The organism is Nocardiopsis sp. YSL2, from assembly GCF_030555055.1.
Taxonomy (GTDB): Bacteria; Actinomycetota; Actinomycetes; order Streptosporangiales; family Streptosporangiaceae; genus Nocardiopsis.
In genome coordinates this window covers 3376007-3401163 of the sequence record NZ_JAMOAO010000001.1, presented here as the reverse complement: position 1 = coordinate 3401163, position 25157 = coordinate 3376007, and the positions used below count along the sequence as shown (strand labels likewise).

23 protein-coding genes are annotated in these 25157 nt (G+C 72.5%); 17 read left to right on the top strand and 6 right to left on the bottom strand.

What is annotated here, in order from left to right; genetic code table 11:
- Positions 1-179: 179 nt before the first annotated feature.
- The 10 genes from M1P99_RS15170 to M1P99_RS15125 all read left to right on the top strand — a co-directional run bounded on the left by M1P99_RS15170 (position 180) and on the right by M1P99_RS15125 (position 8601).
- The gene (locus tag M1P99_RS15170) at positions 180-2309 is read left to right on the top strand and encodes a SpoIIE family protein phosphatase (RefSeq protein WP_304453299.1); all 2130 of its coding nucleotides are present in this window, start codon (positions 180-182) and stop codon (positions 2307-2309) included.
- Between the two features lie 262 nt (positions 2310-2571).
- Positions 2572-3363, top strand: a complete 792-nt coding sequence (locus M1P99_RS15165) for a sugar phosphate isomerase/epimerase (protein WP_304453298.1) — start codon at positions 2572-2574, stop codon at positions 3361-3363.
- A 137-nt stretch (positions 3364-3500) separates the two neighbouring features.
- On the top strand, positions 3501-3968 hold the full coding sequence (locus M1P99_RS15160) for a helix-turn-helix domain-containing protein (protein WP_304453297.1): 468 nt from the start codon (positions 3501-3503) through the stop codon (positions 3966-3968).
- A gap of 29 nt (positions 3969-3997) precedes the next feature.
- Positions 3998-4531, top strand: coding sequence for a PIN domain-containing protein (locus M1P99_RS15155; RefSeq protein WP_304455701.1), 534 nt, complete (start codon positions 3998-4000; stop codon positions 4529-4531).
- 281 nt (positions 4532-4812) lie between these two features.
- The gene (locus tag M1P99_RS15150) at positions 4813-5211 is read left to right on the top strand and encodes a DUF427 domain-containing protein (protein ID WP_304453296.1); all 399 of its coding nucleotides are present in this window, start codon (positions 4813-4815) and stop codon (positions 5209-5211) included.
- Between the two features lie 2 nt (positions 5212-5213).
- Positions 5214-5597: a hypothetical protein gene (locus M1P99_RS15145; RefSeq protein WP_304453295.1), complete on the top strand. Its 384-nt coding sequence runs from the start codon at positions 5214-5216 to the stop codon at positions 5595-5597.
- The gene (locus M1P99_RS15140) at positions 5594-6976 is read left to right on the top strand and encodes an NAD(P)/FAD-dependent oxidoreductase (RefSeq protein WP_304453294.1); all 1383 of its coding nucleotides are present in this window, start codon (positions 5594-5596) and stop codon (positions 6974-6976) included. The genes M1P99_RS15145 and M1P99_RS15140 overlap by 4 nt, the downstream gene beginning before the upstream one ends.
- Positions 6977-7002: 26 nt before the next feature.
- Positions 7003-7803, top strand: coding sequence for a class I SAM-dependent methyltransferase (locus M1P99_RS15135; protein ID WP_304453293.1), 801 nt, complete (start codon positions 7003-7005; stop codon positions 7801-7803).
- A 65-nt stretch (positions 7804-7868) separates the two neighbouring features.
- Complete coding sequence (locus tag M1P99_RS15130) at positions 7869-8276, top strand: heavy metal-responsive transcriptional regulator (protein ID WP_304453292.1); 408 nt, start codon at positions 7869-7871, stop codon at positions 8274-8276.
- A gap of 49 nt (positions 8277-8325) precedes the next feature.
- Complete coding sequence (locus tag M1P99_RS15125) at positions 8326-8601, top strand: thioredoxin family protein (RefSeq protein ID WP_304453291.1); 276 nt, start codon at positions 8326-8328, stop codon at positions 8599-8601.
- 88 nt (positions 8602-8689) lie between these two features.
- Here M1P99_RS15125 and M1P99_RS15120 read toward each other — a convergent pair whose 3' ends face one another.
- Positions 8690-9496 carry a class I SAM-dependent methyltransferase gene (locus tag M1P99_RS15120; protein ID WP_304453290.1) on the bottom strand — a complete coding sequence of 269 codons (807 nt, stop codon included), beginning with the start codon at positions 9494-9496 and terminating at the stop codon, positions 8690-8692.
- Positions 9497-11104: a radical SAM protein gene (locus M1P99_RS15115; RefSeq protein WP_304453289.1), complete on the bottom strand. Its 1608-nt coding sequence runs from the start codon at positions 11102-11104 to the stop codon at positions 9497-9499.
- Positions 11105-11343: 239 nt separating this feature from the next.
- On the opposite strand from M1P99_RS15115, the gene M1P99_RS15110 reads away from it, so the two are divergent.
- The 4 genes from M1P99_RS15110 to M1P99_RS15095 all read left to right on the top strand — a co-directional run bounded on the left by M1P99_RS15110 (position 11344) and on the right by M1P99_RS15095 (position 16079).
- The gene (locus tag M1P99_RS15110; protein WP_304453288.1) at positions 11344-12531 is read left to right on the top strand and encodes a DUF3179 domain-containing protein; all 1188 of its coding nucleotides are present in this window, start codon (positions 11344-11346) and stop codon (positions 12529-12531) included.
- 275 nt (positions 12532-12806) lie between these two features.
- The gene (locus M1P99_RS15105; RefSeq protein WP_304453287.1) at positions 12807-14648 is read left to right on the top strand and encodes a glycoside hydrolase family 15 protein; all 1842 of its coding nucleotides are present in this window, start codon (positions 12807-12809) and stop codon (positions 14646-14648) included.
- Positions 14649-14835: 187 nt separating this feature from the next.
- A complete protein-coding gene (locus M1P99_RS15100) occupies positions 14836-15561 on the top strand; it encodes a Crp/Fnr family transcriptional regulator (protein WP_304453286.1) in 726 nt (241 codons plus the stop codon).
- Positions 15562-15770: 209 nt separating this feature from the next.
- A complete protein-coding gene (locus tag M1P99_RS15095; protein ID WP_304453285.1) occupies positions 15771-16079 on the top strand; it encodes a thioredoxin family protein in 309 nt (102 codons plus the stop codon).
- Between the two features lie 275 nt (positions 16080-16354).
- Here M1P99_RS15095 and msrA read toward each other — a convergent pair whose 3' ends face one another.
- Positions 16355-17044: a peptide-methionine (S)-S-oxide reductase MsrA gene (gene msrA / locus M1P99_RS15090; protein WP_304453284.1), complete on the bottom strand. Its 690-nt coding sequence runs from the start codon at positions 17042-17044 to the stop codon at positions 16355-16357.
- A 70-nt stretch (positions 17045-17114) separates the two neighbouring features.
- Between msrA and rarD the strand changes: the two genes are divergently transcribed.
- The 3 genes from rarD to M1P99_RS15075 all read left to right on the top strand — a co-directional run bounded on the left by rarD (position 17115) and on the right by M1P99_RS15075 (position 20526).
- Positions 17115-18050 carry an EamA family transporter RarD gene (gene rarD, locus M1P99_RS15085; protein WP_304453283.1) on the top strand — a complete coding sequence of 312 codons (936 nt, stop codon included), beginning with the start codon at positions 17115-17117 and terminating at the stop codon, positions 18048-18050.
- A gap of 116 nt (positions 18051-18166) precedes the next feature.
- Positions 18167-19051: a hypothetical protein gene (locus tag M1P99_RS15080; RefSeq protein ID WP_304453282.1), complete on the top strand. Its 885-nt coding sequence runs from the start codon at positions 18167-18169 to the stop codon at positions 19049-19051.
- A gap of 221 nt (positions 19052-19272) precedes the next feature.
- Complete coding sequence (locus tag M1P99_RS15075) at positions 19273-20526, top strand: hypothetical protein (protein WP_304453281.1); 1254 nt, start codon at positions 19273-19275, stop codon at positions 20524-20526.
- A gap of 178 nt (positions 20527-20704) precedes the next feature.
- Here the strand turns inward: M1P99_RS15075 and M1P99_RS15070 are convergent, their stop codons facing one another.
- The 3 genes from M1P99_RS15070 to M1P99_RS15060 form a co-directional block, all read right to left on the bottom strand.
- Entirely contained in the window at positions 20705-21709 is a 1005-nt protein-coding gene (locus M1P99_RS15070) for a polyprenyl synthetase family protein (RefSeq protein WP_304453280.1), read from the bottom strand.
- 140 nt (positions 21710-21849) lie between these two features.
- On the bottom strand, positions 21850-23520 hold the full coding sequence (gene nuoN / locus M1P99_RS15065; RefSeq protein WP_304453279.1) for an NADH-quinone oxidoreductase subunit NuoN: 1671 nt from the start codon (positions 23518-23520) through the stop codon (positions 21850-21852).
- Positions 23517-25157 carry an NADH-quinone oxidoreductase subunit M gene (locus M1P99_RS15060; RefSeq protein ID WP_304453278.1) on the bottom strand — a complete coding sequence of 547 codons (1641 nt, stop codon included), beginning with the start codon at positions 25155-25157 and terminating at the stop codon, positions 23517-23519. The genes nuoN and M1P99_RS15060 overlap by 4 nt, the downstream gene beginning before the upstream one ends.

The following is a 25157-nucleotide window of genomic DNA, read 5'->3' as shown; positions in this document are numbered from 1 at the left end:
AGCGGGTCACGGACACGGTCGCGCCCGCCGTCCGCCGCCGGGTTCCGTGCCGGGTCCGGCGCGCGCATGGGCGGACTTGGCAAGTCCGTAGCGCGCAGTTGACCTGCACAGGTACGGGTCCGCGCGTATCGTCGGACGGAGAACCGGCGGCAGCGCGAGCGACCGGGACGGGGGTGTCCATGAAGGTCTCGACCAACCGGCGTACCCCCGGGCTGGACCACCTGGCCGACACGCTCCGGGCCGTGCTCCCGGAGGTCGGGGCGCACGCGGGCGGCCTGTACCTGCGCGCCCCCGACGACACGACGCTGGCCCTGTCCGTCCTCATCGGCGTGCCCAGGGACCTCCTCCTCTCCTGGACCAGGCTCGCCCGCAGCGCCAAGGTCCCGATCAACGACGCGATCCGCGAGCGCCAGGTCGTGTGGCGGCCCAGCGGGGCCACCCTGGGCCGGGACTATCCGCGGATCGCGATCACCCTCCCCTACGACTTCTCCGTCGCCTGCGTCCCCCTGGTCTCGGACGGCGAGGAGTACGGCGCCTACTTCACGTTCGGCGTGGCCGACGACCCGGCCGAACTCTCGGCGCGGGCGCGCGCGGCCCTGGCCGACACCGCGGACTCGATCGTGGACCAACTGCGGGAGGCCCGCGACCGTGGACGCCCCGTCCGGCCGCCGTCCAGGCCACGCGTGGTGAACGCGGCCGAGGACGAACAGGGGGAACAGGACCCGATCGCGCGCATGGTGCGGCCGATCCGGGAGGGGCTGTGCGCCCTGGACGTCGACGGCCGGTTCACGACCGTGACCGACGCCGCCGCCGACCTGCTCGGCAAACCCCGCGAGCGCCTGATGGGATACCGCCCGTGGAACGCGCTGCCCTGGCTGCGCGACCCCGTCTTCGAGGACCGCTACCGCGCCGCGATCATCAGCCATCAGCCCGTCCAGTTCACCGCGCTGCGTCCGCCCGACCGGTGGCTGTCGTTCCACCTCTATCCCGGCGACAACGGCATCAGCGTGGTCATCACCCCCACCGACGTGGACCGCCGGGGCAAGGCCGGCCTCGGCCGCCGCACGCCCACGCGCGCGGGTGAGCTGTACCACATCCTGCACCTGTCGTCCGCGCTGACCGAGGCCGTGACCGTCGGCGACGTGGTCGACCTGGTCGCGCGGGAGATCCTGCCGGCGGTGGGCGCGAACGGGCTCGCCCTGTTCCGCAAGGACCGCCGCCAACAGCGGCTCCGGCTGCTCGGCGAGCGCGGATTCGACCAGGCCGTCCTCGAACACGTGGACGGCGCTCCGCTCGACAGGCGCGCGCCCATCACCCAGGCGGCGACCTCCGGTGTCCCGGGGTTCTTCCGTTCGCGCCTGGAGCTCGAACTGGTCTATCCCGAGGTTCCGCACCGGCCCACCGGGCCGCAGGGGTGGGCGATCCTCCCGCTGGTCGCGTCGGGGAGCCCGATCGGCGTCTGCGTCCTGACCTTCCCCGAGCCGCACGTGTTCACCGTGCAGAGGCGCGCGGTGCTCAACTCCCTGAGCAGCCTCATCGCGCAGGCGCTGGAACGGGCACGCCTGTACGACTTCAAGATGCACCTGGCCCAGGGGCTGCAGTCCGGGCTGCTGCCCCACTCCATGCCGGACCTGCCGGGCCTGCACAGCGCCTACCGCTACCTGCCGGGCACGGAGGGCATGGACATCGGCGGGGACTTCTACGACCAGGTCGCGCTCGGCCCCACGGTCTCGACAGCGGTGATCGGCGACGTCCAGGGGCACAGCGTCTCGGCGGCCGCGCTCATGGGACAGCTCCGCACCGCGGCTCTGGCCTACACCACGGTCTTCGACGGGGACCCCGGCCAGGTCCTGGCGCACACGAACCGGCTCCTGTGCCTGATGGAGTCGGAGCTCTTCGCCAGTTGTGTCCACCTGCGCCTGGACATGGCGACCGGCCGGGTCCGCATGGCCCGGGCCGGGCACCCCGAGCCGCTGCTCAGCGCCCCGGGCGGCGGGCGCGTGATGGACGTGCCCGACGGACTGCTTCTCGGCATCGACCCCGAGGCGGAGTACCCGGTCCTGGAGTTCGACCTGCCGCCGCGCTCGATCCTGGCGCTGTACACCGACGGGCTGATCGAGACGCCGGGCACGGACCTCGACGTGGCCAAGCGGGAGGTGCTGGGCTGCCTGGACGCGGTCCGGGGCCTGCCGCTGGACGAGGTGGCCGAGGAGATGATCGCGCGGGCGCGCTCGGGCCCCCGCGAGGACGACATCGCGCTCCTCCTCCTGGAGCCGGTCTCCCCGGAGGACGAACCGCGGGAGGGGTAGGACGCCTCGTCAGCGCCGCCGGTGTCTGTACGACCGCCGGTCCTGGGGCTTAGCGTCGGGTCGACCGTTCGAGTCCACGCGCACAGAAGGTCCGACATGCCGCCACGCGAGCGCCACGGGTCCCCGCTCCGCCGGATCGGCGCGCGTGGGAGCGTTCGGTCCGGGGACATCGCGGAGGAACCCGATGTGTCACGGGCCGCGACCCGCCGACGGTGACACCGGAACACGACACGAACGCGGCGGAGCCGCGACAGGAGCCACGATGAGCTGGAAGTTCGCGGTCAGCACCCTGGGAATGCCGGGTGTGCCGGTGGAGCGGTCCGTTCGTACCGCGGTCGCGCACGGATGCGACGGGATCGAGATCCGCGCGCACGCGGACGACGAGGTCCGACCGGGCCTGTCCGAGCCGCGGGCCCGGGCCGCCCGGGCGCGCGTCGAGGACGCGGGACTGGAGGTGTCCTGCCTGGCGGGCTACGCCCAGGTGTGCGCGCCCGGTCCGGACGGGCCGGCGGTGGCGGAGCTGCGCTCCCTGATCGAGCTGGCGGCGTGGATCGGCGCTCCCTCGCTACGGGTGTTCCCGGGCGGACGGGACGGAGAGGACGGGCCCGCCCTGGAGCGGATCGGCGCGGTCCTGCCGGACCTGCGCTCACACGGCGTCCGGCTGCTCGTGGAGACCCACGACTCCCACCCGACGGGTGAGGCGGCGCTGCGCCTGGCGGAGCAGTTCGGCGACCCCGGCCTGGTCGCCGTGCTGTGGGACGCGCTGCACCCCTGGCGCAGCGGGGAGGAGCCCGCCCGCACGCACGCGGTGCTGGGCTCCCACCTCGGCTACTTCCAGGTCAAGGACGCGGTGGCGGCCGCCGGTGACCGGTGGACCCCCGTGTCCCCGGGCGGGGGCGCGGTTCCGATCGACGCGTGCGGGGCCCTGCTGGGCCCGTGGTCGGGGTGGGTGTCCCTGGAGTGGGAGCTCGCCTGGCACCCGGGGATCGGTCCGGTCGACGCGCCCCTGCGCGCCGCGGCCGAGTGGTACCGGCGCTGGAGCCCGTCCGCGTGAGCTCCCGCCGCGGGCTCCACCGCGAGCACCGCCGGGGGCCGCCCCGAACCGGATCCGCGCCCGGGCCCGCTCGAAAGTCGGCCGCTCCCTCCGTCGGGGCAGGCTTTCGTTTTTTTCGAACAGGGTAGAATGGGTGCATGGCGACGACACTGCGTGAACGAACGGTCCTCCCACCCGACGACCGATCCGAACTGAACAGACTCGCGCGGGGCTTGAACGACGACGAAGGCCCGCGCGCCCGACTGGTGGGACCGGACGGCTCGGAGATCGCGGTTCCCGAAGAACTCTACGGAGTCCTGCGCGACGTCGTGGCAGCCCTCTCCCAGGGACTGGCGATCTCCATCGCTCCGCACAACACCATGCTGACCACACAGGAGGCGGCCGACCTGCTCAGCATCTCCCGACCCACTCTGGTCAGACTCCTGAGCGAGGGCGAGATCCCCTTCAGCATGCGCGGGCGACACCGCCGCGTACTGCTCCGGGACGTCCTGGAGTACCAGGAACGGACTCGTCGGGAGCGGGAACAGGTGCTGGACCAGATGGCCGTGGAAGCCGAGGAAGCAGACCTGTACGACCTGACCGCTGCTCCCGAGAACATCAGGTAGGGCCGGAAGACCATGGCCTCCCCGCCTTCCTGGACACCTGTGTGCTCTATCCCGCCTACCTGTGCGACACGCTCCTACGACTCGCGGCCGCCGGCGCGTACCGCCCCCTGTGGTCGGCAGACGTCCTCGACGAGCTCCGCCGCAACGTCGTCAAACGAGGCATCACGCCTGACAAGGTAGAACGCAGGGTCACCCAGATGAACCGCGCCTTCCCCGACGCGACCGTACGCGGCTACGAAACGCTGATCGACGGCATGGAGAACGACCCCAAGGACCGCCACGTCCTCGCGGCGGCTGTCAGCGCCAACGCCGAAGTGGTCGTCACCTTCAACACCGCGGACTTCCCGGGATCAGCTCTCAAGCCCTACGACATCCTGGCCGTACATCCCGACGACTTCCTCCTCGACCAGCTCGACCTCTACCCGGGGTTGACCCTCGGTGTCATGGAGGCGCAGGCCGCTTCCTACCGCAGGGAGCCAACCACCATCCCCGGTGTACTCGCCCTGCTCGAACGAACCGGTGTGCCCCAGTTCGCCGCCGAGGTCCGCCGACACCTGCGCTGACCCCTCCAGGGCTGCGCGACCCCGTGGCCACCGGGAACCGAAGGTCATCTGCCGCGCCCCAACCCGGCGGTCCAAGGGAAACCAGGGCGCCTGACCACCCTCGTCACCGTGGCGCAAGAGCCTCCAGCCACCGGTCGGGGACGTCTCCGGCACGGAACACGACGAGCGCTGCATCGTGTCGTGTCGCTGACAGTGTGCGGGGAAGACCGGTCGATAGGCGCGTTACTGGTGTTCCCACGGGCGGTACCGGCCGCTCCGAACGCAGAAGGCGGTGACCACCGATGATCCGAGCCGTGTGGAACGGTGTCGTGCTGGCCGAGGCCGAGCGCACCGTGATGGTGGACGGCAACCACTACTTCCCCCCTGACTCGGTGCACCGGGAGCACCTGGCGGACTCGGCCTCACGGACCCTGTGCCCGTGGAAGGGCGTGGCGCGCTACCACGACGTGACCGTGGACGGCCGGACCTACTCCGACGCCGCCTGGTACTACCCCGAGCCCGGCCCGCTGGCCCGACGGATCAAGGGCCACGTGGCCTTCCACCCGGGCGTCTCCATCGAACGTACGCGGCAGCGGCAGGAGCGCTCACGCGAGCGCGGCGGCCCCCGGCCGCACGCTGACGCGCCGCAGGACGGCTCGGGGCGCGGTTGGCTGCGCACTCTCCTGGAAGGGCGGGCGTGAACGTGAGGTTGTCACACGCCGATCGCGGTCTTCTCCGGGCCCCTGCCGGGAACGGGCTCCCCACGGTCCGGATCGGCGTGGTCGGCGGCCTGGTGGGGATGCTGTGCTGTGTCGGACCCACCGTGCTCGCCCTACTCGGCGTGGTCGGCGCGGGGACGGCCTTCGTCTGGGCCACCGACCTCTACGACGGCTACGCCTGGTGGTTCCGCCTGGCCGGGCTGGCCGTGGTCGTGGCCCTGGTGTGGTGGGCGCTGCGCCGCCGGGGCCAGTGCTCCGTGGCGGGCGTGCGCAGGGTCCGCTGGCGGATCCTTGGCGTGCTGGCGGTCGCCGTGGTCACCTACGCCGTGTTGTACGCGGTCACCACCTGGCTGGGGACTCTGGCGTGAGCTATGGCCTGGTGGTGATCGGGGGCGGAGCCGCCGGGCTCTCCGCGGCCCGGACCGCCACCGCGCGCGGAGTACGGGCGCTGATGGTCAGCGAGGGGCCACCGGGCGGCGAGTGCACGTTCACCGGCTGCGTGCCGTCCAAGGCGCTGATCGAAGCGGCGGCGCACGGCGCCGACTTCAGTGCGGCCATGGGCCGGGTGCGCTCGGCCGTGTCCCGCATCGCCGCCACCGAGGACGAGTCGGTTCTGGCAGGTGAGGGGATCGAGGTGCTGCGGGAGCGCGCGTCGTTCCTGGCTCCGAACCGGATCGAGGTCGGCGGGCGCGTCCTGTCCGCGCCCCGGGTGGTGGTCGCGACCGGTGGCGGCCCCCGTCTACCGGACATCCCCGGACTCGCCGAGGCCGGCCCGCTGACCACCGACGACGTGTTCACCCTGACGGAGCCGCCGGAGAGCCTGGCCGTCCTGGGCGCGGGGCCGGTGGGCTGTGAGCTCGCCCAGGCCCTCGCCCGCCTGGGCGTCGCGGTGACGGTGGTCGAGCGGCGCGATCGGCTCCTGCCCGGCGAGGACGCCGAGGCGTCGCGGGTGATCGCCGAGCGGTTCGCGCGGGAGGGGGTCACCGTACGGACCGGTGTGTCGGCCACGGGGGTCTCCCGTGAGGCGGGCCGGTGGAGGGTGGAGGTCGGCGACGGTGCGCCGGTGGTCGCCGAACGGATCCTGGTCGCGGCGGGCCGCACACCGGGCACGCAGGGCATGGGTCTGGCCGAGGCGGGGGTCGAACTCGACGAACGCGGATGCGTCCGCACCAGCGACCGGCTGGCCACGACCTCCCCGTCGGCCGTCTACGCGGCGGGCGACGTCACCGGGCGGATCGCGCTGACCCACGCCGCCCACCTCATGGGGCGCGTCGCCGCGGCCAACGCCCTGCGCCGGGGCAGGGGTACGCGCTTCGACGACGCGGTCATCCCCCGGGTCGCCTTCACCGACCCCGAGGTCGCGCAGGTCGGACTGACCGAACACGAGGCGGCACAGCGCCACCCCGGATCGCGGGTGGCGTACCTGCCGATGAGCGAGGTGGATCGCGCCGTCGCGGCGGGGCGCACCGACGGGTTCGTCAGGATCGTCGCCGGACCGCGCCCGTTCCTGGGGCACACCGGCGGCGGCCGGGTCCTGGGGGCGACGATCGTCGGCGAGCGGGCCGGGGAACTCGTGCACGAGATCGCGCTGGCCATGCGCACCGGCATGTTCGCCGGGCGCCTGGCGCAGACCGTGCACGCCTACCCCACCCACGCGATCGCGGTACAGCAGGCCGCCGCGCAGTTCGTCATGGAGTACGCAGGGCGCAGGGCCCGTTCCGCCCGACACGGGGATCACCCGTCCTGAGCGGGCAGGGGCAAGGCGGAGGGGACATGGACGATCGGGAGTGGCGGCGCTACCTGGGTGACTTCCACGACACGCGCCCGGGGGTCACCGAGCGGCTCCTCGGCCTGGCCGAGGAGGACCCGTACGCGTGGCTGGCCGAGCCACTGCGTTCGGCCACCGGGACGGTCCTGGACCTGGCGTGCGGTTCGGGTCCCACACGCGCCGCACTGCCCCGGGTCCGCTGGGCCGGTGTGGACTCCTCGGCGGGCGAGCTGGCCTACGCCGCCGCGCTGGGGCGGGGCCCACTCGTCATGGGCGACGCGGCCGCGCTGCCGTTCGCCACGGGGTCGGTGGACGCGGTGTGCGCGGCGATGGCTCTTCAGGTGCTCACGCCCCTGGACGCGGTCATGGACGAGGTCGAACGGGTTCTGCGCCCGGACGGTGTGCTGGCCGCGCTGACCCCGGCCGGGCTGGGTGCCCCTCCCCGGGGAGCGCTCGCGTGGGTACGGGTCCTGTTCGCGCTGAGGGAGACCCGACTGTCCTGGCCCAACCCGCACGCCTGCGACGGCGCGGACCGGTTCCTGGCCGCACGCGGGTGGACCGTCGTGTCGAGCAGCCGCCGCGTGCTGCGACTGCCCATGGCCACGCCCGAGCAGACCGCCCTGCTGCTGCGCGGCCTGTACCTACCGGACACGGGACCGGGCCGTCTGCGGGCCGCCGAGCGCTCCCTCGCCGCCTGGGCGCGGCCCGGACGGTACCTATCCCTGCCGCTCCGCAGGGTCGTGGCCTCCCCACCTCGGCGGGTGTGTGGACCTTCCACACGGTGGAAGGCACGGGCCGGGGAATGATCAGAGGCAGGTGCCGCACCGGCAGGACGGCCGCGCGGTCGAGGCCGTGGGGAGGGGGGTGTGCCATGCGTGTCAGTGAACTGGCCCGCCTGACCGGGGTGCGGCCGACGACCGTCCGCTACTACGAGGACATCGGCCTGCTGCCCCCGGCCCGCCGGACGAGCGCGGGATACCGCGACTTCGGTGAGGAGGACGTCGAGCGGCTGGATTTCGTCCGGGCCGCCCAGGGGCTCGGGATGCGGTTGGACGAGATCGCCGAGGTCCTGGCGCTGCGGGACGGCGCCACGCGCCCCTGCGACTACGTGCGGGCCCTGTTGCGCGATCACGTGTCCGATATCGACCGCCGCGTCGCCGGACTGGAGCGCCTGCGGGCCCGGTTGGTGGACCTGGACGCACGGGCCGACCGCCTCCAGAACGACTCGGGCGCCGGGTCGGCGTCGTGTCCCATCATCGACCACGTCCGCCGGACTTGACCTTCCACCCGGGTGCGGGGCCTAGCGTCCGGAGCAGGAGGTGGAAACCATGGTCATGCGCGAGATCGAGGTGTTCACGACAGGGTGCGCCGGGTGTGCGCCGGCCGTCGACCTGGTCGAGGACCTGGCCGGTCCCGGCTGTGAGGTCGTCGTCCGCGACATGCGCGAGGGCGACACGGGCACAAGGGCACGCGGATACGGAATCACCCGTGTCCCGGCCGTCGTGGTGGACGGCCGGGTGGCGCCGTGCTGTCGGCAGGGCGGCCCCACCCGCGAGGGACTGGCCGCCGCCGGGATCGGGCGCTGCCGCGACACGGGCGAGTAGGCGGCTCGTACCCTGTGCGGGCGGGCATCGGCGTCCGTCCGGGGAGGGGACCGCCGGGAGCGAGGGCCCCTGCCCCGACCTGATTCGCTCAGACGTCCGCCTTGCGGGCGACGATGAGCGCGTAGCCGATGCGGCCGTCCGCGACGGCGCTCCGGGCGGCCTCCAGGTACGGGGTCAGGGCGTCGGCGTCCACACCGGCCTCTGCGAGCCGTTCGGGTGCGGTCATCCGCAGGAGCCGCACACGCGCCTCGATCTGGTCGATCATCCGCGCCAGCGCGTCGTCGTGCCGCTCCGTGGCCACGGTGACCAGTCCGGCCTCCGCGAGCAGAGCCGAGTAGTCGGCGACGGGGCGGGCGTCGGCGACGCACGCCACCCACCCGGCCAGCCCGGACAGCTCCTCGGGCAGGCCGTCCTCGGCGACGGTGACGTCGGTGATCCCGACCCGCCCGCCCGGGCGCAGGACCCGGGCGAACTCGGCCGCCGCCGCGGCCTTGTCGGGGAAGGTGCACAGCGCGCACTCGCACACCAGGGCGTCGTAGGCGGCGTCGGGCAGCGGGAGCCTTTCGGCGTCGCCCCGGTGGAAGCGCACCCGGTCGGACAGTCCGGCACGCTCGGTCTCGGTGCGGGCCGTGGCCAGGGTGTGCTCTCCGAGGTCGACGCCGTCGACGCGCACGCCGTGTTCGACGGCGAGCAGTCGGGCCGTGGCGCCGGGGCCGCAGGCGATGTCCAGGACGTGCCCGTCCTCGCGCAGGACCAGCCGGCCTGCCAGGCGGCGGGTCAGCGACAGCCCGCCCGGGTGGTAGGACTCGCCGAGCAGCAGGGCGACGGCGTCGCGGCCGTAGGCGGCCGCGCAGCAGGACTTGGTCTCCTCGGGGCCGAGGTCCCGGGGCTCCATTCAGTCCACCGCCCGTCGGCCGGTGTTGGTGGAATCGGTGACGACGGGTGCGGCCGGGTCGGTGGTCGCGTCACCGTCCGGTGGGAAGGGTCGCGCGATCCGTGATCCGTAGGGGGATTCGACGGTGACGTCGGTGAGCTGACGTGCGTTGGGCACGACGTCGGCGACGGGCACCCCCGACATCTGGGCGCGGACCTGTTCGCGGTAGCCGACGGAGTTGTAGGCGCAGAAGGGGATGATGCGCCCGTCGGGGGTGATCTCCTCCACGCAGCACTTCATGAGCTGCTTGACGTTGAGCGTGTAGGGGTCCAGGAAGTCCTGGACGACGATCATGAACACCTTGTCGCCCAGGTCCTTGGCGGCCTGGGGAAGATCGATACCGCAGGAGGCGCACTCGGCGGTGGCCGTGGCCAGACTGTCCATGGTCGAGGGGGCGCCCATGAACGCCGAGGCGCTCCACAGCTTCTCCAGCGACTCCCGCAGGGCCGGGTCGGGCAGCACCCGGTTGCTCACGTAGTCGAGGTAGTCGTCCACGTCGACCAGGCGGGGCAGCGGAACGACGTCGGTGCGGTCCTCCTTGCGGTCCACCAGCAGGTAGGTGATGGAGCGGCAGGTGGGGAAGCAGCAGGGGACGGGGACGAAGTCGCCGGGCCGGAACCAGTCCGGCCGCTGGGCGTTGATCATCTCCATCACGTCGGAGTTGGTCAGCCGCGTGAGCGGGTCGAACTCCACGTGCCGCCCCGAGTGCGTGACCGGTTGGAAGGACACCGCGCCCACGGCGGGGTGGTCGATGCCGTACTCGATGATGTCGCCCAGTTCGTGGTCGTTGAGGCCGCGCTCGACCGCGGCGACCAGGGTGACGGTGAGCCCGGCCTCGGCGCAGTGGTCGAGTGCCCGCCGTTTGCGTTCGCGCAGGTCCTTGCCCCGGATCTCGCGGTGGGTGCGCTCGTCGAACCCGTCGAACTGCAGGTAGACGTTGACCGCGGTGCCGCCTCGGCCGTCGAGATCGGCCAGGGCGGCGACGAAGCGCCGGTCGGCGGCCAGCCGGATGCCGTTGGTGTTGAGGTTGACGACCTTGATCGGGCGGTCGGTGGCCATCTCCACGAAGGTGAGGATGTCCTTGTGGATGGTGGGTTCCCCTCCGGAGAACATCACCACCTCCGGCTCGCCCTCGGCCTCGACGAAGGTGTCGAGCATCAGGGCGCACTGCTCCCGGGTGATGGAGTACCCGTCGGGCTGGTGCCCGGAGTCGGCGAAGCAGATGGGGCAGTCCAGGTTGCAGCCGGTGTTGACCTCGATGATGCCCAGGCAGGCGTGCTGCTTGTGCTCGGGGCACAGGCCGCAGTCGGACGGACAGCCGTCCCTGACCTCGGTCTGGAAGGCCAGCGGCAGGGTGCCCGGCTTGTTGAACCTGGTCGAATCCGTGTAGAGCTGCGCGTCGCCGTAGACCAGGACCTCGAACCACCCGTGCTCCTTGCAGCGTTTGCGCAGGTAGACCTTGTTGTCGCGGATGTTGACCTGTGCGTCGACCACCACCTTGCACACCGGGCAGACGCTCTTGGTGAACTCGACGAAGATCTCGTCCCGGTCCCGGGAACCCTGGGTCACGTTGGTCGTTCCTCTCCTCTGGGTGAGCTGCCCGGCCATCGACGCACCGGTGGGACACGCGGCGGACGCCGCGTCCCCGAGTGGTCCATGCCCGTCACACCCCGTAGTGCACCCCGTCCGGGCCCGTGGCCGGGCGAGAGTGTCCGCCCGCTGACATATCGCGGCGCCGACCACCGCGATCGGCACAGACTCGAACCACACGCGCCCGTGGGCGTGCCGGAGGCGAAGAGGTGAGACACATGCGGGGGTCGAGGAACGGGCTCACCATGCGCGGGGCGTGCGCCGCGGCCGCTCTGGTACTGGCCGCCGCCGCCTGCGCGGCGCCGGCCGGGGAGGACGAGCGCTCGTCCTCGCCGCCGGCCTCACCGGGCTCCGGCCCGGTCGAGGACGTCGTCTCGGCTCTGGACGACCCGGCCGATCCCGGACTCCCCGAACCACTGGTGGACGTGGACCGCCTGGTCAGCGGCGGCCCGCCGCCCGACGGCATCCCGGCACTGGACGATCCCGCGTTCGAGGACGCGTCCGACATCGACTGGCTGGAGGACACCGAGCCGGTCCTGGGGGTGTCGGTGGAAGGAGAGGACCGCGCCTATCCCGTGCGGATCCTCATCTGGCACGAGATCGTCAACGACACCATCGGCGGCCGTCCGGTCGCGGTCACCTACTGCCCGCTCTGCGACTCGGCACTGGCCTTCGACCGAAGGGTCGGTGACCGGGTGCTCGACTTCGGGGTGTCGGGGATGCTCTACAACTCCGACCTGGTCATGTTCGACCGCCAGACCCACTCCCTGTGGCCCCAGATCGAGGGCCGCGCCGTCGCCGGCACGCTGACCGGTACCGAACTGGAACGCGTCAGCGTCACGGTGCTCCCGTGGGAGCGGTGGCGGGCCGACCACCCCGAGGGAGCCGTGCTCAGCCAGGACACCGGCCATGAGCGCGACTACGGACACAACCCCTACGTCGGCTACGACGACCCCGACAGCGAACCGTTCCTGCTCGACACCGACGCCGACCCGCGCCTGCCCGCCAAGACCCGCGTCATCGGCATCGGCACCGGGGACGAGGCGCTCGCCGTGCCTGTGGACGACGCACTGGAGCGGGGTGTGGTGGCCACCGAGGCCGACGGGGACGCCGTGACGGTGTGGGCCCAGCCCGGCGCCGCGTCCGCGCTGGACGAACCGGTGATCGCACAGGGCCGCGAGACGGCCTCCACCGGCGTCTTCCGTCCCGTCCTGGACGGTGAGGAGCTCACCTTCGAGTCGGACGGCGACGGGTTCACCGACCACCAGACGGGGAGCCGCTGGAACATCTCCGGCCGTGCCGTGGACGGCGAACTGGCGGGCCGCGAACTCACCCCGGTCGACCACGTGGACACGTTCTGGTTCGCATGGGTGGCCTTCACCCCCGACACCGAGATCCTGAGGTGACGATGGGAACGATCCCGCGTGCGACCGCCACGGCGGCGGCCCGGTCCACCGGCCCACTGGGGATGGTCGGGTTTTCGTGGCCCACGCGGCGGGGATGGGCCTGGTGCCGGTCGCTCTGACCGCGGTCAGCACGGCAGCGGTACTGCTCCGGCGCCGACGCCGGGGCCACGCCCCGGGCGCGCGGGCGGCGGACCGCCTCCCGGAGGGGTGACCGGGCGCGCGGACCGCGCCGGAGCACGCGTGGTCCCGCTTGGCCAGCACGGGAGGCGAACACGATGACCGGCGACGACATCGAGGACCACGCCCTGCTCTCCGACCGGCACGGCGCCGCCCTGGTGACCCGGTCGGGGACCGTCGACTGGCTCTGCCTGCCCCGGTTCGACTCGCCCTCGGTGTTCGGATCGCTGCTCGACGGCGACGCCGGCCACTGGTCGCTCCGTCCGGACGCGCCGACCCGCTCCCGGCGCCGCTACCTCGATGGCACCCTGGTCCTGCGCACCGAGCACACCTGTGCCGAGGGCGCGCTGGTGGTGACCGAGGCTCTGGCCACCGGTCCCCCGCTCGACCCCCACCGCCTGGGCGCCGAGGCACCGCACGTCCTGGTCAGGGCGATCGCCTGCACCGAGGGCCGTGTCCGGGTGCGGACGTCGTTCCAGCCCCGCCCCGAGTACGGGGTGGTGGTGCCCCTGGTGTCCTCCGCCGACGGCGGGGTGCGCTGCGACGGCGGACCCCTGGCCCTCTCCCTGTCGAGTCCCGCCCCACCCGACGTCACGTCGGCCGGGGCGACGTGCGCGCTCGATCTGAGCGCCGGTGAGGAGGGGTACTTCGCCCTCCAGTGGTCTCCCATGTCCAGGAACGGACCCGGCCCGTGGAGCCAGCGCGAACTCGCGGACCTCCTTCGGGACACCGTGGAAGCCTGGAGAGGGTGGTCGCGGGCCCACGAGGGGTACACGGGGCCCTGGCGCGACCTCGTCTCCCTGTCGGGACGCGTCCTGCAGGGCCTGTCCTACCAGCCGACCGGAGCGATCGTCGCCGCACCCACCACCTCCCTGCCCGAGCAGCGCGGCGGCGAACGCAACTGGGACTACCGCTACGCGTGGGTGCGCGACGCCGCCCTCACCATGGACGCCCTGTGGGTGGCCGCCTGCCCCGACGAGGCCGACGAGTTCTTCTCCTTCATGACCAGAGCCGCGGCCACCGGACGGTCCGACGCGCCATTGCAGATCATGTACGGCGTCGGCGGTGAGCACGACCTGGCCGAGCGCGAGCTGCCCCACCTCGGCGGCTGGTACGGCAGCCGGCCCGTGCGCGTGGGCAACGCCGCCTGGGACCAGCACCAGCTCGACGTGTACGGCGAACTCCTCTCCACCGCCGCCAGATTCGCCGACCAGGTCCGCGCGGCGGATCCGCCACTGCGCGCGTTCCTGGTGCGCCTGGCCGACACCGCGGCCAGGGCCTGGCACTCAAGGGACCACGGGATCTGGGAGGTGCGCGGCCGCCCCCGGCACTTCCTGCACTCCAAGCTCATGTGCTGGGTGGCGCTGGACCGCGCGCTCGGCATGGCCGATCACCTCGGAGCCGACCAGGCGCGGGTTCGTGCGTGGGAGCAGGAGCGGGAGCGGATCCGGACGGCGATCCTGGAACAGGGGTGGAACGCAGGTGTCGGAGCCTTCACCCAGTCCTTCGGCGACCCCTCTCTCGACGCCGCGGCGCTGATGCTGCCCATCACCGGTTTCCTGCCCGGCGACGACCCCCGCGTGGCCGCGACCATCGACGCGGTCGCCGAGCACCTGACCGGCGACAGCGGGCTGGTCCGCCGCTACGACACGGCCAGCGGGGTGGACGGGCTGTCCGGACAGGAGGGGGACTTCCTGCTGTGCACGTTCTGGCTCGCCCAGGCCCAGGCCCTCGCGGGCCGTACCGGCCAGGCCAGGGCCACCTTCGAGCGCGCCGCCGCCCGCGCCAACGACCTGGGTCTGCTGGCGGAGCAGACGGAGGCCGGCACGGGCCGGATGCTCGGCAACTTCCCCCAGGCGCTCAGTCACATCGGGCTGGTCAGCGCCGCGTGGACCATCGCACAGCGCGAAGGGCCGCACGGATCGGCGGTTCGGCGCTGACACCGCCCCCTTCACCACCCGACGGGGCCGAGCCGGGGCATCCGCACACGTCCAGGCCGGTCCACATCAACGGGATCGGCAGGTTCACCGCTGCGGCGTCCCCGGATCCGGTAGCTTCGGTCCAACGGGAACTTCCGCGCTCGCGATCGACGGGTCCACAGGCCCGACACGACGAGGGGCGATCGGCATGCACTTCGACCAGTCATCGGCGATGGAGCGCGCGCTGCGGCTTCTCGGCGGCGCACGTGAGGATCCGCGGCTCCAACAGGCCGCCTGGGTGGCCCGTTGCGTGGGTCGCGGTAGCTCCGCCCCGCTCACCGGCCGTGACGTCTCCGCGCTGGCCTCCACACTGCGTCGGCGCACCGTGCCCCGGTCCGGTGTGGTGTTCGGCGGGGGCAACGGCGGCTCAGGGGTGTGGATCGTGCGGTCCGGACAGGTCGAGCTGTCGGCCGGATCGGGCACCGGACGCGTCGTCGTGCAGATCCTCAAGCCCGGAGACGTCGACGGTGACATTCCGTTGCTGCTGGGCATGCCCATGCCCTACATCGGCCACGCCGTGGAGGACGTCGAACTGCTGGAACTGGGACCGGAGGAGTTCGAGCGGCTGCTGGCGTCCCACCCGGCCATCGCACGGCGCTGGCTGTCGAGTGTGGCCGAACGCCTCAACACCAGCCACATGCGCATACTCGGCCTGCTCGGCAAATCCCTGACCCAGCAGACGGCGCAGCTCCTGCTGGACGAGTCCGACTCCGGCGTCGTCGCCCTCCCCCAGCGCACACTGGCGGCCATGCTGGGCGTACGCCGACCGTCGTTGAACAAGGTGTTGAAGGAGTTCGAGAGGGCGGGGCTCGTCCGGGTCCGCTACGCGGCGATCGACCTGCTCGACCGTTCGGCTCTGTCCTCGCGCGCCTGAGGGCCGCTCGTCGGTCCCCGGCTTCGCGCGGGGTGCCGCGGCGATCAGCAGCGGACGCCCGGGTGCGTGCTCCTGCCGCCGCCCGCGGAGAGCGGCTCCGCGCGTTCGGAGCCCGGCGGCCGGTGGTCGGCTGGGGCGGGAATTGCCAACGCCAACGGAATGCGGTGCACCCGGTGTACTTCAGGATCGATCCGGCCCATCATGGGAGAGTGGAGGTCGAGCTTCTGTACTTCTCCGGGTGCCCCAACTGGCGGGTGGCCCAGGAGCGCCTGATCGAAGCCCTCAGGCTCACCGGGCACGCTGAACAGCCGATCGCCCTGGTCGAAGTGGACACCGACGAACGAGCACGCCAGTTGCGCTTCCCCGGCTCACCGACGATCCGTCTCGACGGCCGGGATGCTCTTCCCACACCTGTACAGAACCACGGAATGAGCTGCCGCGTCTACGCGGGCCCCGATGGCCTCAGCGGCGCTCCGAGCCTCGACCAGCTCGTGCGGGTCCTCACCGACGGCCCCTGAGCCGTCATCGTGTCCGTCGTGGCGCGCGCGTGCCACCGGTCGCGCTGGGGAGGCCGGTCGCCGAGGGAGCGTTCGGCCTGCCCGGAGCGCAGGGCCGAGCACGTCCTGGCCTTCGCCGGCATCGCCTGCACACTGATGTGCCACCCCGGACTCACCACATGAGATGAGCTGAGGCCCCGCCCCGGACGGGGCCGCCCACGTCATTCACGTCGCGCCGTGGGCGCCCCAGCCATCATCCGAGCGTGCGCGGGCGTACTCGCAGGTGCTCGGACGTACTACTCGACTGCACGCCCGGAAGACGCGTCGTCCGAGGTCACGACGCCGATCGGGCAACTGGCGCCGGTACCGCCGATGCCGCAGTAGCCGTTCGGGTTCTTGGCGTCGGAGAGGTACTGCTGGTGGTAGTCCTCGGCGAAGTAGAAGGCCGTCAGGGGCGCGATCTCCGTGGTGATCGCACCGAAGCCCGACCGGGTCAGGGCCGGCTGGAAGGCGTCCCGCGTGGCCTCGGCGGCGGCGCGCTGGGCGTCGTCGTGGTAGTAGATCGCCGACCGGTACTGCGTACCGACGTCGTTGCCCTGGCGCATGCCCTGGGTGGGGTCGTGGCCCTCCCAGAAGACCTTGAGGATCTCGCCGTAGGTGATGCGGGCCGGGTCGAAGACCACCCGGACCACCTCGGTGTGGCCGGTCAGGCCGGAGCACACCTCCTCGTAGGTGGGGTTGGGGGTGAACCCGCCCGCGTAGCCCACGGCGGTCGTGATGACGCCGCGGTCGGCGCCCAGGCGCCAGAAGGTGCGTTCGGCCCCCCAGAAGCAGCCCATCGCCACGTCGGCGATCTCGCTGCCCTCCGGGTAGGGCGGGGTGAGCGGAGTGCCCAGCACGGTGTGCTCGGCGTGCACCGGCATCGGGGTGTCCCGACCGGGCAGGGCGCGTGCTGGATCGACCATGGTCGCTTTTCTCCCGAACATGTGCCCAGCGTATCCGCGGGCGCAAGAAACGGGGGAGACACACCGTCCGATTCGTCCTACCATTTGACCTGTGCCGGAATCCAACCACGGCGTCGCCCTCGGGGCGGGCGCCTTCCTCATGTGGGGCCTCGCCGCCCTGTACTGGCCCTTCCTCTCCGCCGCCGAGCCCTCAGAGATCCTCGCCCACCGCATGGTCTGGTCCCTGCTCGCCATGTGCGTGTTCCTCCTGGTCGCGGGACGGGGGTGGGCGTGGCTCCCCGCGGTGGTCCGCAGCCCCCGGCGCCTCCTGCCGATCGCCGCGGCCGCCGCCCTGATCTCCCTCAACTGGTGGGGGTTCATCTACTCGGTCTCGATCTCGCAGACCCTGCAGGCCTCGCTCGCCTACTTCATCAACCCGCTCATGTCGGTCTGCCTCGGCATGGTGTTCTTCTCCGAGCGCCTGCGGACCGCCCAGTGGATCGCCGTCGGGCTGGGCGCCCTGGCCGTGGTCGTGATGACCGTCGCCTACGGGTCCGCGCCCTGGCTCTCTCTACTGATGGCCTCGTCCTTCGCCGCCTACGGCGCGGTCAAGAAGTACGTGGACCTGGACGGGATGCGCAGTCTCACCGTCGAGACCCTCATCATGTTCCTGCCGGCCCTGGGCTTCGTCCTCTACCTGGAGTTCGGCGGCTCGGGGACGATGTTCTCCGTCTCGCCCGGCCACACGGCCCTGCTCATCGGCGGCGGCTTCGTGACCGCACTGCCGCTGCTGCTGTTCGGGATGGCGGCCCAACGGGTTCCGCTGAGCATCATCGGGATCCTCCAGTACATCGCTCCGACGATGATCTTCCTCGTCGGCTGGCTCGTCCAGGGCGAGGAGATGCCGCCGAGCCGCTGGATCGGCTTCGCGATCGTGTGGTCGGCCCTGTGCGTGTTCGCCTTCGACCAGATCCGCGGTGCCCGCTCCCGTGCGGCCGCCCGGCGGACGGACCTGGCGGCGCGGGAGCGGGGCGCGGCCGAGACCTGATCGGGTTCCCCGTTCGAGCAAACCGAAACTACTCTCAGTGACATTGTGCTAACGTCTGGTCGTGAGCGGGGACGTGTCCCCGCTGCGACCTGGCACATGCCGCGGAGGGCCCATCCATGCAGAGCACCAGCCGAACGCCACGCGCCACGCGCGTCGCCTCGGTCCCGTGCTCGGAAGCGTCCTCCGCGCTGCCGTCCCCGTCCTCGCTGCTCTGCCTCGGGCTGCTGGTCGGCGCGGCCCTGGCCGCTCTGTGGCTGCTGGGCGGCGCCCCGGCGCACGCCGACTCCGGCCGCGACGCGGCCGACGCGCTCGTCTCGGCCGCCCCGGACGGATCGGCCCCGCTGGACGGCGTCGTTCCCGCCGAGGTCGCCGAACCCGTCACCACCACGCTGGGCACGGTCCACCAACGGCTCCAGGCCGACCCCGGCGGACGCACCGAACCCGGCGGCGCCCTGAACGGCGCCACCCGACCGGTCGCCGACGTCGGCGCCGAGGTCATCGAGGCCGTCGGCGACGCCGACCGGGCCCTGCCCGAGACCTCCGATCTCGGAACCGTCCCCGCCCTGCCCCTCGACGAGCCCCGCCGCTCCGCCGCCACCACCGCGGAGGAGGCCGGGGCCGCCGGTACCGCAACCGAACCGGCCACCGACGCCCAGGACCGTTCCGGGGCGGCCGACGACCCGGAACGCGGCCACAGCGCGCCCCCGGCCTTCGCCGCGCCCGCCGGTACCCCGTCCGACCCCGCCCACGCCGCCGTCGGCGGCGGTGACCGCGAGGACGCCGGCCCCGAACCCCGCTCACCCGAGCCGCCGGTCGGGCAGCCCGCCGCCGGGTCGCCCGCCACCACGGGGTCGTCCCCCGCACCGGCCCCCGGCATCGCCGGGTACCTCACCAGCGCGCCCATGACGGCGCCGGACTCCGACGCGCTCCGTCCGGCCCCGCGCCACCACCGCGCGGCGCCCGCGGTCGGCGCTGACGACCCCACGGTCTCGCCCGACTAGGACGTCCGGAGGACGCCGGAGGGACGCCACCCGAGCCCTCCGCCCTCCCCGGACCGTCCCAGCCGCGGCCGCGCCGCACCCGTTCTGGGAGCTGACCTGAGCCCCGTGCCCACCGCTCACGTGGCTCATGTCAGCCGGAGGTCCACGACTCCCCGGCTTCGGCCTACCGCGTCCCGCGCGCAGGCCGCCCCGATATCCACGAAACTTCTGGAAGGACACCCATGACGCAGGCCAAGCGCACCTCCGCCCGGGCCGTACTCCTCGCTGCCGGAACGGCCGGATTCGTCGCCCTCGGCGCCGGAGTCTCGACCGCCGACACGATGGCCACCCCGATGCACGAGGTCGCCCCCACCGTCGAGCGGGCCCTCGTCGAGGGCGTCGCTCCCACCATGCACAGCCTCGCCCCCGAGGGCGTCGGGCCGATCGCGGACAGCGCGCTGAGCGAGCTCCAGGAATCGGCCACCCCCGCCAAGCCCGCCCCCGACCTGGCCGCGCCCCTGCCCGACGGCCGCCCCGTGGCCACGCCGCTGGGCTCGGTCCCCAACCCCACGGGCGACCTGGCCGACGCCGTGGCCGAGGCCCAGTCCGCCACCGGGCTGGACGGCGTCACCGAGGAGACCGCCGCCCACCGGGCCGGCGCCTCCGTGGAGCAGACCTCCCTGAAGGCCGGGACCCTGGTGGAGGACATGGGCCACGGCACCGGCGCCTCGCTGGAGGAGACGGCCACCGACCTGCTGCCGCACACCGTGGAGGCGACCCGGGCGCTGCCCGAGGAGCTCGAACTGGACCAGGCCACCGACGCGGTCCGGCTGCCCGACACCGCGGAGGCGCCCGACCTGGGCGGCATCACCGACCTGACCGGCGACAACTCGCTGGCCCTGAGCGACGCCGCGGACCTGCAGAACACCCTGTCGCCCCTGGACTCCACCGACGAGGTCGTGCCGCAGAGCGCGGGCAAGCCCGTCACCCCGAACATGTGGGACCTCGCGCACGCCTTCGGCGTCGAGACCCCCGACCGGGTGCAGGACGTCGTCGAGTCCAACCGGCTGACCGACGACAACTACGTGGACGTCGGCGTCGACGACGCGCTCGGGATGGTCGGCAACCGCAACCTGGAGGACGGTCAGACCCTGCCGCAGGCCGCTCCGTCCGCTCCCGCCACCCCTGGGCTGGCCGACCTGACGGGCGCGCTGCTGGAGGGCGCCGGGTCCCTGGACACCACGCAGCCGGTGGGGCTGGACGGCCCCCTGGCCGGTACCGAGCTGCCGCAGGTGGCCGAGGGCGCCGAGGCGCGGACGGCCGAGGACCTGGTGTCGGGTCTGGGCCAGGGCACCGACCTGCTGGACCAGGTCGACACCAGCGACCTGGTCTCGGTGGAGGGCGGCTCCCCCGAGCAGGCCCCGGCCGAAGGAACGACGCAGCACCCGACCTTCACCGAGCTGCCCGGCTCCGAGGCGCTGCCCGTCGTCAGCTGACACCCGCCACGGTCACGGCGCCGCCCCGTTCGCACCACGGGGCGGCGCCGTCCGCGTGTCACCGGACGCGGTCCTCTGACCCGCCGGGGCACGGACGCGGACCCGCAGGGGCCCGGACACGCGAGGACCCCGCCGCCCGGTACGGGTGGCGGGGTCCTCGTGCGACGCCGGTCCGGACTCAGCCGGAGCGTTCGACCACGTAGTCGCACAGGGCCTCGAAGGCGACCCGCGCGCGCCCCTCCGGCAGCGTCGCCAGCTCGGCGCGCGCCCGGTCGGCCCAGCCGCGCAGGGTGGCGTCGGCCTCGGCCATCGCGGGGTGCACCTGCAGGAGCGCCAGTGCCTCCTCGGCCTCCGCCTCGTCCAGCGGCCGGCCCAGCAGCGACTTCAACCGCTCGTCGGCGGGGTCCGTCGAGCGCAGGGCGTAGAACATGGGCAGGGTCAGCACACCCTCGCGCAGGTCCGTCCCCGGGTTCTTGCCCGACTCGGAGGTCTTGCCCGCCACGTCGAGGATGTCGTCGGCGAGCTGGAAGGCCATGCCCAGCGCTTCACAGGCGCGGGTCACCGTGCCCACCGTCTCGGGGTCGACCTTGCCGAACATGCCGCCGAACTCGGCGGAGGAGGCGATCAGCGACGCGGTCTTGTCGCTGATCACCCGCAGGTAGTGGTCGAGGGGGTCGGTGCCCTCGGGCGGTCCGGAGGTCTCCAGGATCTGGCCCTGGACCAGTCGGCCGAACGTGGCCGCCTGCAGCCGGACGGCTTCGGTGCCCAGGTCGGCGAGCATCTCCGACGCCCGGGCGAAGACGTAGTCACCGGTGAGGATGGCGACGCTGTTGCCCCACCGCTGGTTGGCGCTGGGCTCGCCCCGGCGCAGGTCCGCCTCGTCCATGACGTCGTCGTGGTAGAGCGTCGCCACGTGGGTGAGCTCCACCACGGCCGCCGCCGAGATGAGGTCGGGTACCGTCGGGTCGCCGAAGTGCCCCGCCAGCAGCACGAGCGTGGCACGGAACCGCTTGCCGCCGGCCGCGAGCAGGTGGGAGGCGGCCTCGGTGAGCAGGGGGTCGGAGGACGCCACCGACTCCCTCAGCAGGTCCTCGACCTTCTCCAGGTCGTCCAGGATCTCCCGGGCGAGGGTCGGGTCGACTCTCGGCAGAGCGAGAAACCCGCTCGGGACAGCACCGCTCACCGTAAAGCTCCACCTGTCGAACGGGCGTGCGGTCGACCGTCGAAGCGAAGGCCAACCGCACGCTCAGCACATGAACATGATCCGACTTGCCACGGTATCCGACCCGGATTGAACCTCCAAAGCCACACCCGGGTAGTGAGTCACTCCCCGCCGGAATCCCCTGTGACCTGCGAGACCATGACCGCGGTCGGCTCCGGCCCGCTGTCCGGAGACGGCACGAGGTTGTCCAGCACGAGACCGGGGAACACCCCGAGGACGAGCGTGGCCGCCACACCCAGGGTGATCACCCCGCCCGTGAGCACGCCCGCCCGTACCACCGTGGGGGCCTCGTGCTCCGGGTCGCGGAAGAACATCACCACGATGATCCGGACGTAGAAGAACGCCGTCACCGCGCTGCTCAGGACACCCACGACCACCAGCGGGGCAGCACCCGCGGCCAGCGCGGCCTCGAACACCGCGAACTTGCCGATGAACCCGCTCGTGAGCGGGATCCCGGCGAACGCCAGCAGGAACAGGGCCAGCGCACCGGCCAGAGCCGGGTGGCGGCGGCCCAGTCCGGCCCACCGGTCGATCTCGTTGAGCTCCTGCGCCCCGTCCTTGGTCCGCACCAGCGTGATCACCGCGAAGGCGCCCAAGGTGGTGAACCCGTAGGCGCCCAGGTAGAACATGGCGCCCGCGAGCCCGTCCGTGCTGCCCGCCACCACGGCGGTCAGGATGAACCCGGCGTGCACGACCGACGAGTAGGCCAGCAGCCGCTTGATGTCGCGCTGTGAGACCGCGACCACGGCGGCGACGACCATCGTGAGAACGGCCACCGTCCACAGCATCGGCTCCCACACGTCCGCCGAGCCGCCGAAGGGCACGAAGAACACCCGCAGCAGGGCGCCGAACGCGGCGACCAGCGTGCAGGAGGCCATCAGGGCCGTGATCGGGGTCGGGGCGCCCTGGTAGACGTCCGGCTTCCAGTTGTGGAAGGGCACGGCGCCGACCTTGAACAGCAGGCCGATCGAGACCAGGCCCACCCCCATCAGCAGGAGCGGTTCCCCGTTTCCGCCGTCGGCGAAGATCGGCGCTCCCCCGGCCTCCACGGCCTCGCGGACCGCCGCGAAGCCGACCGACCCCGCGTAGCCGTAGACCATCGCGATGCCGAACAGGAAGAACGCCGAGGCGAACGCGCCCAGCAGGAAGTACTTGACCGCGGCCTCCTGGGAGAACAGGCGACGGCGGCGGGCCAGCCCGCACATCAGGTACAGCGGCAGGCTCATCACCTCGAGGGCGACGAACATGGTCAGGAAGTCGTTCGACGCCGGGAACATCAGCATGCCCAGCACCGCGAACAGCACCAGCGGGTACACCTCGGTGTGCTGGGAGCCCGCCATGATGTGCGCGCGCTCCTCCTCGCTGCCGGGCACCGTCGCCGCCTGCGCGGCGAAGGCGTCCCGACCGTCCCCGCGCTCGGTGATCAGCACGAGGCTGACGAGCGCCAGGACCGTGATGGTGCCCTGGAAGAACAGGACCGTGCGGTCCACCGCCAGTGCTCCGGCGGCGACCGTGGTGCCCTCCTCCCCCACCGAGCCCACCTGCAGGACGAGCAGGACGAAGGTGGTCAGCAGCGCCAGGACGGCCAGGCCGACCTGGGGGCCGCGGCGCCGCTCCCGGGGCAGGAAGGCCTCGAACAGGACCGCCAGCACCCCGGCCGCGAAGACCGTGAGCAGGGGTGCGAGCAGCCACCAGTCCAGCTGGGGCGCGGCCTCGGTGATGGTGCGCTGCGCGGCCGTGTTCACCGCCTGCGCGGGAATGAGGGGGATCACTCCTCTTCTCCTTCCTCGGAGGCGCCGTCGGCGGCCACGTCGGCCTCGGGCACGATCTCCACCGTCCGTTCGACGGCGGGGTTCACCGCGTCCAGCAGAGGCTGCGGGTACAGCCCGAACGCGATGATCAGCGCGATGAGCGGGCCGACCGCCCACATCTCGCGCACGGACAGGTCACGCAGACCCGTGAGCTTCTCGGGGGTGGGGCCGTTCATGGTGCGCTGGTACATCCACAGGATGTAGAGCGCGGCCAGCACCACACCCGCGGTGGCCAGCACCGCCGGGATCGGGCTGAAGGCGTACACGCCCACGAACACCAGGAACTCGCTGACGAACGGCGCCAGGCCGGGCAGGGCCAGGCCCGCCAGACCGACCACCAGGAACGCCCCGGCCAACCGCGGCGCCACCTTCTGCACGCCGCCGTAGTCGGCGATGCGCGCCGACCCCTGGCGGGCGATGAGGAAGCCCACGATCAGGAACAGCGCACCGGTCGCGAACCCGTGGTTGACCATGTACAGCGCCGCTCCGGCCTGCGCCTGCGGGGTCAGCGCGAAGATGCCCAGGGTGATGAACCCGAAGTGGGAGACCGACGTGTACGCGATCAGGCGCATCATGTCGCTCTGCCCGATGGCGAGGATCGCCCCGTAGACGATGCTCACCAGGCTCAGCGCCACCACCGGCCACACGAACCAGGACACGGCGGACGGGAAGAGCTCCAGGCAGAAGCGCAGCATCCCGTAGGTGCCGACCTTGTCCAGCACGCCGACCAGCAGGACGGCGGTGCCCGGCCGGGAGGACTGCGCGGCGTCCGGGAGCCAGGTGTGCACCGGCCACATCGGCGCCTTGATCGCGAAGGCGATGAAGAAGCCCAGGAACAGCCACCGCGCGGTGGACGGGTCGATCGCGGCCAGCGCGCCGCCCGGGTCGGTCAGTTCGGTCCACAGGAACGTGCCGCCGTGGACGTACACGCCGATGACCGCGACCAGCATGATCAGACCGCCGGCGAGGCTGTAGAGCAGGAACTTCACGGCCGCCTTGGCGCGGTCGTCGCCGAGCCCGTACCGCCCGATCATGAAGTAGACCGGGATCAGCATGGCCTCGAAGAACACGTAGAACAGGAAGACGTCGGTGGCGGCGAAGACGCCGACCATCATCGCCTCCAGCACGAGGATCAGCGCGAAGTACCCGCGCCCGCCGTCCTCACGGTCGTCGTGCTCGTTCCAGGCGGCGACGATGACCAGCGGCACCAGGACCGCCGACATCAGGATCAGCACCAGGGCGATGCCGTCGACGCCCACCGCGTAGTGGACGCCGAAGCGCGGGATCCAGGGGACGACCTGCTCGAACTGGAGGCCGCCCGCCTGCGAGGTGTCGAAGCGCAGCGCCATGGCGGCGACCACGAGCAGGGTCGCCAGCGAGGTGCCCAGCGCGATCCGCTTCGCGGTCCGCCCGTCGGCCGAGGCGCCCGCGCCCGGACCGGCCGGGGGCCGGACCCGGGTGGCGGTGCCCGCGCCTCCGGCCTGCGCCGAGGCGGTCGCGACGGCCGGCTCGGCGGGCGCCTTGGCGCGTGGCAGCGCCCAGATCAGGATCGCGCCCACGACGGGCAGCGCGATGGCGATGGTGAGCCAGGGGAACAT

What these genes read in the sequence shown, in the direction of transcription:
- M1P99_RS15150 (WP_304453296.1), top strand. Translation starts at nt 4,813, where the DNA reads ATGATCCGAGCCGTGTGGAACGGTGTCGTGCTGGCCGAGGCCGAGCGC.
- M1P99_RS15160 (WP_304453297.1), top strand. Translation starts at nt 3,501, where the DNA reads ATGGCGACGACACTGCGTGAACGAACGGTCCTCCCACCCGACGACCGA.
- M1P99_RS15135 (WP_304453293.1), top strand. Translation starts at nt 7,003, where the DNA reads ATGGACGATCGGGAGTGGCGGCGCTACCTGGGTGACTTCCACGACACG.
- M1P99_RS15130 (WP_304453292.1), top strand. Translation starts at nt 7,869, where the DNA reads ATGCGTGTCAGTGAACTGGCCCGCCTGACCGGGGTGCGGCCGACGACC.
- M1P99_RS15125 (WP_304453291.1), top strand. Translation starts at nt 8,326, where the DNA reads ATGGTCATGCGCGAGATCGAGGTGTTCACGACAGGGTGCGCCGGGTGT.
- M1P99_RS15060 (WP_304453278.1), bottom strand. Translation starts at nt 25,157, where the DNA reads ATGTTCCCCTGGCTCACCATCGCCATCGCGCTGCCCGTCGTGGGCGCG.
- M1P99_RS15075 (WP_304453281.1), top strand. Translation starts at nt 19,273, where the DNA reads ATGACGCAGGCCAAGCGCACCTCCGCCCGGGCCGTACTCCTCGCTGCC.
- M1P99_RS15120 (WP_304453290.1), bottom strand. Translation starts at nt 9,496, where the DNA reads ATGGAGCCCCGGGACCTCGGCCCCGAGGAGACCAAGTCCTGCTGCGCG.
- M1P99_RS15165 (WP_304453298.1), top strand. Translation starts at nt 2,572, where the DNA reads ATGAGCTGGAAGTTCGCGGTCAGCACCCTGGGAATGCCGGGTGTGCCG.
- M1P99_RS15110 (WP_304453288.1), top strand. Translation starts at nt 11,344, where the DNA reads ATGCGGGGGTCGAGGAACGGGCTCACCATGCGCGGGGCGTGCGCCGCG.
- M1P99_RS15105 (WP_304453287.1), top strand. Translation starts at nt 12,807, where the DNA reads ATGACCGGCGACGACATCGAGGACCACGCCCTGCTCTCCGACCGGCAC.
- M1P99_RS15100 (WP_304453286.1), top strand. Translation starts at nt 14,836, where the DNA reads ATGCACTTCGACCAGTCATCGGCGATGGAGCGCGCGCTGCGGCTTCTC.
- M1P99_RS15170 (WP_304453299.1), top strand. Translation starts at nt 180, where the DNA reads ATGAAGGTCTCGACCAACCGGCGTACCCCCGGGCTGGACCACCTGGCC.
- msrA (WP_304453284.1), bottom strand. Translation starts at nt 17,044, where the DNA reads ATGTTCGGGAGAAAAGCGACCATGGTCGATCCAGCACGCGCCCTGCCC.
- M1P99_RS15080 (WP_304453282.1), top strand. Translation starts at nt 18,167, where the DNA reads ATGCAGAGCACCAGCCGAACGCCACGCGCCACGCGCGTCGCCTCGGTC.